This is a genomic window from Halogeometricum sp. CBA1124 (assembly GCF_009741955.1).
GTDB lineage: Archaea > Halobacteriota > Halobacteria > Halobacteriales > Haloferacaceae > Halogeometricum > Halogeometricum rufum.
Window position 1 is genome coordinate 1 of sequence record NZ_WPCD01000226.1, and the last position, 5583, is coordinate 5583.

Genomic DNA, 5583 nt, shown 5'->3' on the forward strand with positions numbered 1-5583 from the left:
GCGTCCGCGCTCCCCAGTCGGGGCTGGGCGTCGATATCGGCGGTGGCCGGGTGCGCGTCGAACGTCGCCGTCGTCGGGGCGTCGGTGGCGGCGTCCGTCCCGTCGGCGGCCGTCGCGGTCGACGTCGGCGCGTCAGAACCGCCGGCACCGCCGCCGTCGCCGAGGCAACCGCCGAGTCCGCCGAGTCCGACAGCGCCGGCCAGTATCAGGTCCCGCCGAGAGAGCGTCATCGATAGCCGAACCGTGGACGCGGAGCCGTTTGGCGCTACTGCGCTCGTGCGCGACCGTCGCCCAACGGGTCGAACGCGCGTCGGGGGCGTCGCTGTCGGACGGCGTCGCTGCCGGGTGGGACTGGGAGACGCAGAAACGGAATCGCGGACGCCGCGGCAAGCGGGACGCGGGCGTCCGCGGGACGGTGGCGCCTGCAACTGTCTGTGCGCCCGACCGCACGGCGGGACGTGGCCGGACGCGGGGACGGGAGACGCCGCGTGACGTGTTGGGAGGGTCGATACAGACTCTCGTCGCGCGTGCGACCGTTTCGCGTCGGCCGCACGGCGGGGTGCGGTCGAGTGCGGCACGGCGCACACGGGCGACGTGACGTGGAACGTCGGCGGACGTTCCGGTGGCGGTACGGCGGGGACCGGCCGTGGTCGTCTCGGATGCTCCTCGCGTGCGTCACCCCCCCGCGGCCGCGTCTTCGGCCGACTCACTACGAAGATACACGCCGTCGGCGCGCCACCCGTTCCCCCGGCTACCGGCCCGGGTGAGTTCCATCTTCACCGGCGCGCCGGCCGAGAGCGACTCGAGTCGCTCACGAAGACGTTCGTGCGCGTACTCGACGACGTGGTAGGTCGCGTTCGTCTCGTGGGTCCTGAGGGTCAACGCACCGTGGGCGTCATCTCACCGACTACGGTGTACGTTTCACCACTCTTTTCTCGTTTCATTCTTTCTTCGTCACTCTATATCTCGAAGAAGTAGATAAAGCTAGTCAATAAGGAGTATAAGGTGTTCATATGGGCTGGTACGAATTCCGACGAGCGGTGCGAGACGGCGACCGACGGACCTCCGTTCGGGCGGCCGCGGCGCGTCGAATCAGTAGGGCTATCCACCTCGGTCCGAAACGACCGGTCATGGACCGCGCGCGCCGAACCGACGCGTCCGACGACGAATCCGCCGCAGACGACACTCCCGCCGAGGACGCCGCCGACGAACTGCGCGTCGCCCTGTTCGTGGACGGACCGAACGTCCTCCGCGACGAGTTCGACGTGGACCTGGACGACGTGCGCGAGGCGGCCGCCGCGGTGGGACGCCCCACGGCGACGCGCCTCTACCTCGACGAGCACGCGACGCCCGGCCTGATTCAGGCCGCCGAGGCGCGCGGGTTCGAAGTCGTCGTCACCAGCGGCGACGTGGACGTGCGCCTCGCGGTGGACGTCACCCGATTCGCCGTCGAGGGCCGCGCCGACGTGGTCGCCATCGCCTCCCGCGACACCGACTTCAAGCCCGCCATCGAGACGGCGAACGCCTACGGCATCCGGACGCTGGCCATCGCCCCCGGCGAGTTCGGCCGGTCCGACGCCCTGCGGAACGCCGCGTCGGACAGCGTCACCCTCGGCGACGACGAGGGGCCGACGATGGTCGGCTACGACGAGTAGGCGTCGGGGGCTACGACGAGTCGGCGGAGAGACGGGACCGGAGCGACGGCGAACGGGACGACGAGGACCGAAGCGGAGGCAGAACCGGAGGCGAAGACGAGCGTCGACCGGGAGCGAGCAGCCTTTTTACGCGGACCGACCAACCGCCGGGCATGGAACAGTTGGGTACGCCGGTTCTCGACAACCACCTCCACCTCGACCCGACGCACGGCCGCGGACTGGACGCCGTCCGCGACTTCTCCCGTCTCGGCGGGACGCACCTGCTCGTGGTGAACAAGCCGTCGTGGCACCTCGGCGTCGACGCCAACGAGGGCGCGGACTTCCGCCCCGTCTTCGAGGAGACGGTCGACGTCGTCGCCGACGCCACCGCGGAACTGCCGGGCCGCGCGTGGCCCGTCCTCGGCGTCCACCCGGGACTCGTCTCGCATCTGGTCGACGAACGCGGGCTCTCGCCCGCCGAGGCGCGCGACGTGATGCAGTCGGGGTTGGACGTCGCCGCGGAGTACGTCCGCGCGGGCGACGCCCTCGCCCTCAAGTCGGGGCGACCGCACTACGACGTCTCCGAGGCGGTCTGGGAGGCGTCGAACGACGTGATGCGTCACGCCTTCGGCCTCGGGGCGGACCTCGACTGCGCGGTGCAGTTGCACACCGAGGCGTCCGACGACCTGACGGAGGTAGCCGAGTGGGCAGAGGACGCCGGGATGGCCCGAGAGCGAGTGGTCAAACACTACGCGGGCGGCCGCCTCGCGGGCCCGACGCCCAGCGTGATGAGCGAGAAAGACCAGCTCGAAGTCGCCGCCGAACGCGGGGCGCGTTCCTGATGGAGACGGACTTCGTGGACGACGCCGACCGACCGGGCGCGGTCCTCGGGCCGAAGACGGTGCCCCGGCGCGTGCGGTGGATGCTGGAGGAGGGGTGGGACGACGCCGTCGCGACGGCGCACGTCGAGACGCCGCGGGACGTGTACGGCATCGACACGCGAGCGACGCTGACTCGCTGACCCGGACGCTGACGCGCGGTACGCCGGGTTCGTCACGGATTCACAGTCGACAGGGCGCGCGAGCATAGGAAAGGCATTTGAGTGCTGCCGGGGATGATTGGAACATGACCGAGGCCGAGGAGACCTACTACACGGAAGAACGCTGGCAGAACTGGCTCACGCGCGTCGAGGACGAGGAACTCGACCCCGAGAACGAGGACTCCGCGCGACTCCTGTTGAACCTGCAGGACGACGCCGCCATCGCGGTGGCCAAGATAGTCTCCGCGCACGAGGAGGAGACGCTCTCGGAGGAGGCGGCCCTCGAAGAACTCGAAGGCGTCCGCGAAATCGTCCTCTCGGAGCCGACGTTCGAGGGCGACGACGTCGAGGAGAAGGTGATGCTCATCGACGGCGTCCAGACGAGTCTGGTCTGCGTCTTCTACGCCGCCGAGGAGTACATCGTCGGCGGGCCCGCCGAACCCGCACCGCTCGAAGAGTACGTCGAGGCCGCCGCCGAGGCCGAGACGCAGGAGGACCTCGACGCCGCACTCGGCTACCTCGTGCAGGCGGGGACGCGCATCATCGAGGGTGACGAACTCGACATGTCTATCGCCGAGGAGCTGGAGTACGGACTCGTCTCCGAGTGGCTCAACGGCCTCGACAGCCTCCAGAGCGCCATGAGCGACCCCGAAGTCGTCGAAGAAGAGGACGCGTAACGCCTCGACGCGCGGCGCGCGTTCGTCGGTCTCCCGGCGGCATACTTTTATCAGACAGTCACACAATCCGAGGTATGGAGTTTCGGGGGGACGACCGAGCAGTCGCCGTCCAGATAGGCGCGGTGCTGTTACTCGGGTTCGTCGTCGTCTCGCTGTCGATGTATCAGGCGGCCGTCGTTCCTCAGGAGAACGAACAGGTCGAGTACCGCCACAACCAGCGCGTCGTCGGCGACATGCACGAGGTACGGAACGCCGTCCTGCAGACCGCCGCGACGGGGTCGTCGGCGCCGACGGCGGTCGAACTCGGGACGGAGTACCCCGCACGTTCCGTCTTCGTCAACCCGTCGCCGCCGGGGGGAACGCTCGCCACTTCGTCGCTCGGCGACGTGTCGATTCGGAACGCCGTCGCCGACGACCCCGAGACGGCCGCACCGGACTACCCAGAGACGGACGACTTCTGGAACGGCAGCACGCGGACGTATCCGACGCGCGCGCTCGCTTACCAGCTCGTACAACCGCTACGGGAACGCGCCGACGACCGTCTACGAGAACGGCGTCCTCTACAACCGGTTCGGCGAGGGCGCGTCGGCCAACACCGTCACCGTCTCCGACCAGACGCTGGTCTCGGGGCGGCAGATATCGCTCGTGACGCTGTCCGGCGACCTCTCTCGCGGCGGGTCGGGGACGCTATCGGTGGACCCGCGGGCGGTGAGCCAGTCGACCCGGACGGTGTCCGTCTCGCAGGACGCCTCGCGGCCCGGAAACGTCTCCATCGTCGTCCCGACGCGGTTGGACGCCTCGACGTGGCGGCGACTCCTCGAGGAGACGAACCAGTACGACGGGACGGGCGACCCCACCAACGAGCGGTACGTCCACGCGGTGACCGACGCCGGGCCGGACGCCGTCGAAATCGCGTTCGAGGCGGGGACGACGTACGAACTCCGCATGGCGAACGTCGGCGTCGGGTCGGCCGACGGGGACGCGGAACCGGCGTACCTGACCAGCGCGGAGGGAATCGACTTCCCCTACACCGACCGGAAGGACTCGTTCGTCGTCGAGGTCCGCGACCGGTACAACAACCCCGTCGGGACGCGGGTGAACGCCTCGGCGGCCCGCGGGACGGTGCCGAACGGAACCGTCGAGGAACCCGGGCGCTACCGCTACGTCTACGAGGCGCCGGCCACCGACGGGCCGGACACCGTCAACGTGAGCTACCTGGACGAGTCGCGGGCGGGGTTCGACCCGAACGCCACCGCGGACCTGCAGTACGACGTCGAGGTGCAGGCGTCGGGCGGAAGCGGGAGTGGGAGCGGGGACGGCGGGACGGGCGGCGGGTCCGGCCCCCTCTCGCTCGTCGACGGGAGCGGACAGGGGAAGGCCAACCGCGGCGCGACCAGCGGCGTCCAGTTCGAACTGTCGAACGACGGGTCGGACGAACTCGAACTGACCGGCGTCTCGGTGGACGCCACGACGAAGTCCAGCGTGCAGCAACTCCACGAGACGAACGGAGGACAGGGCGACGGGCAGTACGAGGCGTACTTCGACGTCGGCTCCGACAGTCAGAACAGTCCGCAGTCGAACGACGGCTGGTACGAAGCCGGCGACGGCAACGGCGACGAGTACGTCGTCGGGTCCGGGACCGTTCCGCTCACCTCGGACGCCACCCTCGCCGCCGGCGAGGGCGCGACGGTCTACCTCTACCAGTTCCAGAACAACGGCGGGAGCGGGCAGAACATGGCCGACGAGGAGGTGACGGTCACAGTCGAGTACGAGAGCGGCGGCACGTCGTACGCGGAGACGTTCAACGTCACGGCCACCGACCCGTACTGACCGGAGACCGCTCTCACATCTGATACTGGCACGGAAAGATTCAGAACGGTTCGTGCGAAGGACAGACCAATGACCGAACAGACGCCGTCGGCTTCGACGCGAGGACAGGCGGAGTCGATAGGCGTCGTCCTCCTCCTCGGCGTCGTCGTCGTGAGCGTGAGTGCGTTCGGGGTGTTCTACCTCTCGGACGGGTTCGACGGCGCGAACGCGGCGGGGCCGGCGGCGCGTCCGGCACGTCGGTGAACCTCGTCGGCGACGTCTCCCGCGAGACGCTGGAACTCTCGCACGCCGGGGGTCGGCCGCTACCGACGGCGCACCTCCGCGTCCTCGTGCAGAACGACTCCGGGGGAGCCGAGTACACGTTCGACCCCGGACTGATGGTCGACGGCGACGGCGACGACGC

7 protein-coding genes and 2 pseudogenes are annotated in these 5583 nt (G+C 69.4%); 5 read left to right on the forward strand and 4 right to left on the reverse strand.

The window, feature by feature from the left end; translation table 11 throughout:
• Positions 1–230: pseudogene (locus tag GJ632_RS18845) on the reverse strand (TlpA family protein disulfide reductase); the annotation flags it as partial.
• A gap of 445 nt (positions 231–675) precedes the next feature.
• Positions 676–882 carry a hypothetical protein gene (locus GJ632_RS18850; protein ID WP_191453738.1) on the reverse strand — a complete coding sequence of 69 codons (207 nt, stop codon included), beginning with the start codon at positions 880–882 and terminating at the stop codon, positions 676–678.
• A 248-nt stretch (positions 883–1130) separates the two neighbouring features.
• Here GJ632_RS18850 and GJ632_RS18855 point away from each other — a divergent pair, with 248 nt between their 5' ends.
• The 3 genes and pseudogenes from GJ632_RS18855 to GJ632_RS18865 all read left to right on the forward strand — a co-directional run bounded on the left by GJ632_RS18855 (position 1131) and on the right by GJ632_RS18865 (position 3350).
• On the forward strand, positions 1131–1655 hold the full coding sequence (locus GJ632_RS18855; RefSeq protein WP_089809202.1) for an NYN domain-containing protein: 525 nt from the start codon (positions 1131–1133) through the stop codon (positions 1653–1655).
• 152 nt (positions 1656–1807) lie between these two features.
• A pseudogene (locus tag GJ632_RS18860) lies at positions 1808–2655 on the forward strand (TatD family hydrolase).
• A gap of 104 nt (positions 2656–2759) precedes the next feature.
• On the forward strand, positions 2760–3350 hold the full coding sequence (locus GJ632_RS18865) for a DUF2150 family protein (protein WP_191453739.1): 591 nt from the start codon (positions 2760–2762) through the stop codon (positions 3348–3350).
• Between the two features lie 181 nt (positions 3351–3531).
• Here GJ632_RS18865 and GJ632_RS24295 read toward each other — a convergent pair whose 3' ends face one another.
• Both GJ632_RS24295 and GJ632_RS24300 read right to left on the reverse strand, forming a co-directional pair.
• On the reverse strand, positions 3532–3690 hold the full coding sequence (locus GJ632_RS24295; RefSeq protein WP_231751680.1) for a hypothetical protein: 159 nt from the start codon (positions 3688–3690) through the stop codon (positions 3532–3534).
• Between the two features lie 220 nt (positions 3691–3910).
• The gene (locus GJ632_RS24300) at positions 3911–4123 is read right to left on the reverse strand and encodes a hypothetical protein (protein WP_231751681.1); all 213 of its coding nucleotides are present in this window, start codon (positions 4121–4123) and stop codon (positions 3911–3913) included.
• 16 nt (positions 4124–4139) lie between these two features.
• Here GJ632_RS24300 and GJ632_RS24305 point away from each other — a divergent pair, with 16 nt between their 5' ends.
• Positions 4140–5180: a hypothetical protein gene (locus GJ632_RS24305; RefSeq protein ID WP_231751682.1), complete on the forward strand. Its 1041-nt coding sequence runs from the start codon at positions 4140–4142 to the stop codon at positions 5178–5180.
• Between the two features lie 69 nt (positions 5181–5249).
• Complete coding sequence (locus GJ632_RS18875) at positions 5250–5423, forward strand: hypothetical protein (protein WP_191453740.1); 174 nt, start codon at positions 5250–5252, stop codon at positions 5421–5423.
• Positions 5424–5583 lie beyond the last annotated feature (160 nt).

Bases quoted from the DNA above. Each gene is read 5' to 3' on its own strand.
- GJ632_RS18855 (WP_089809202.1), top strand. From the start codon at position 1,131: ATGGACCGCGCGCGCCGAACCGACGCGTCCGACGACGAATCCGCCGCA.
- GJ632_RS18865 (WP_191453739.1), top strand. From the start codon at position 2,760: ATGACCGAGGCCGAGGAGACCTACTACACGGAAGAACGCTGGCAGAAC.
- GJ632_RS24300 (WP_231751681.1), bottom strand. From the start codon at position 4,123: ATGGAGACGTTTCCGGGCCGCGAGGCGTCCTGCGAGACGGACACCGTC.
- GJ632_RS18875 (WP_191453740.1), top strand. From the start codon at position 5,250: ATGACCGAACAGACGCCGTCGGCTTCGACGCGAGGACAGGCGGAGTCG.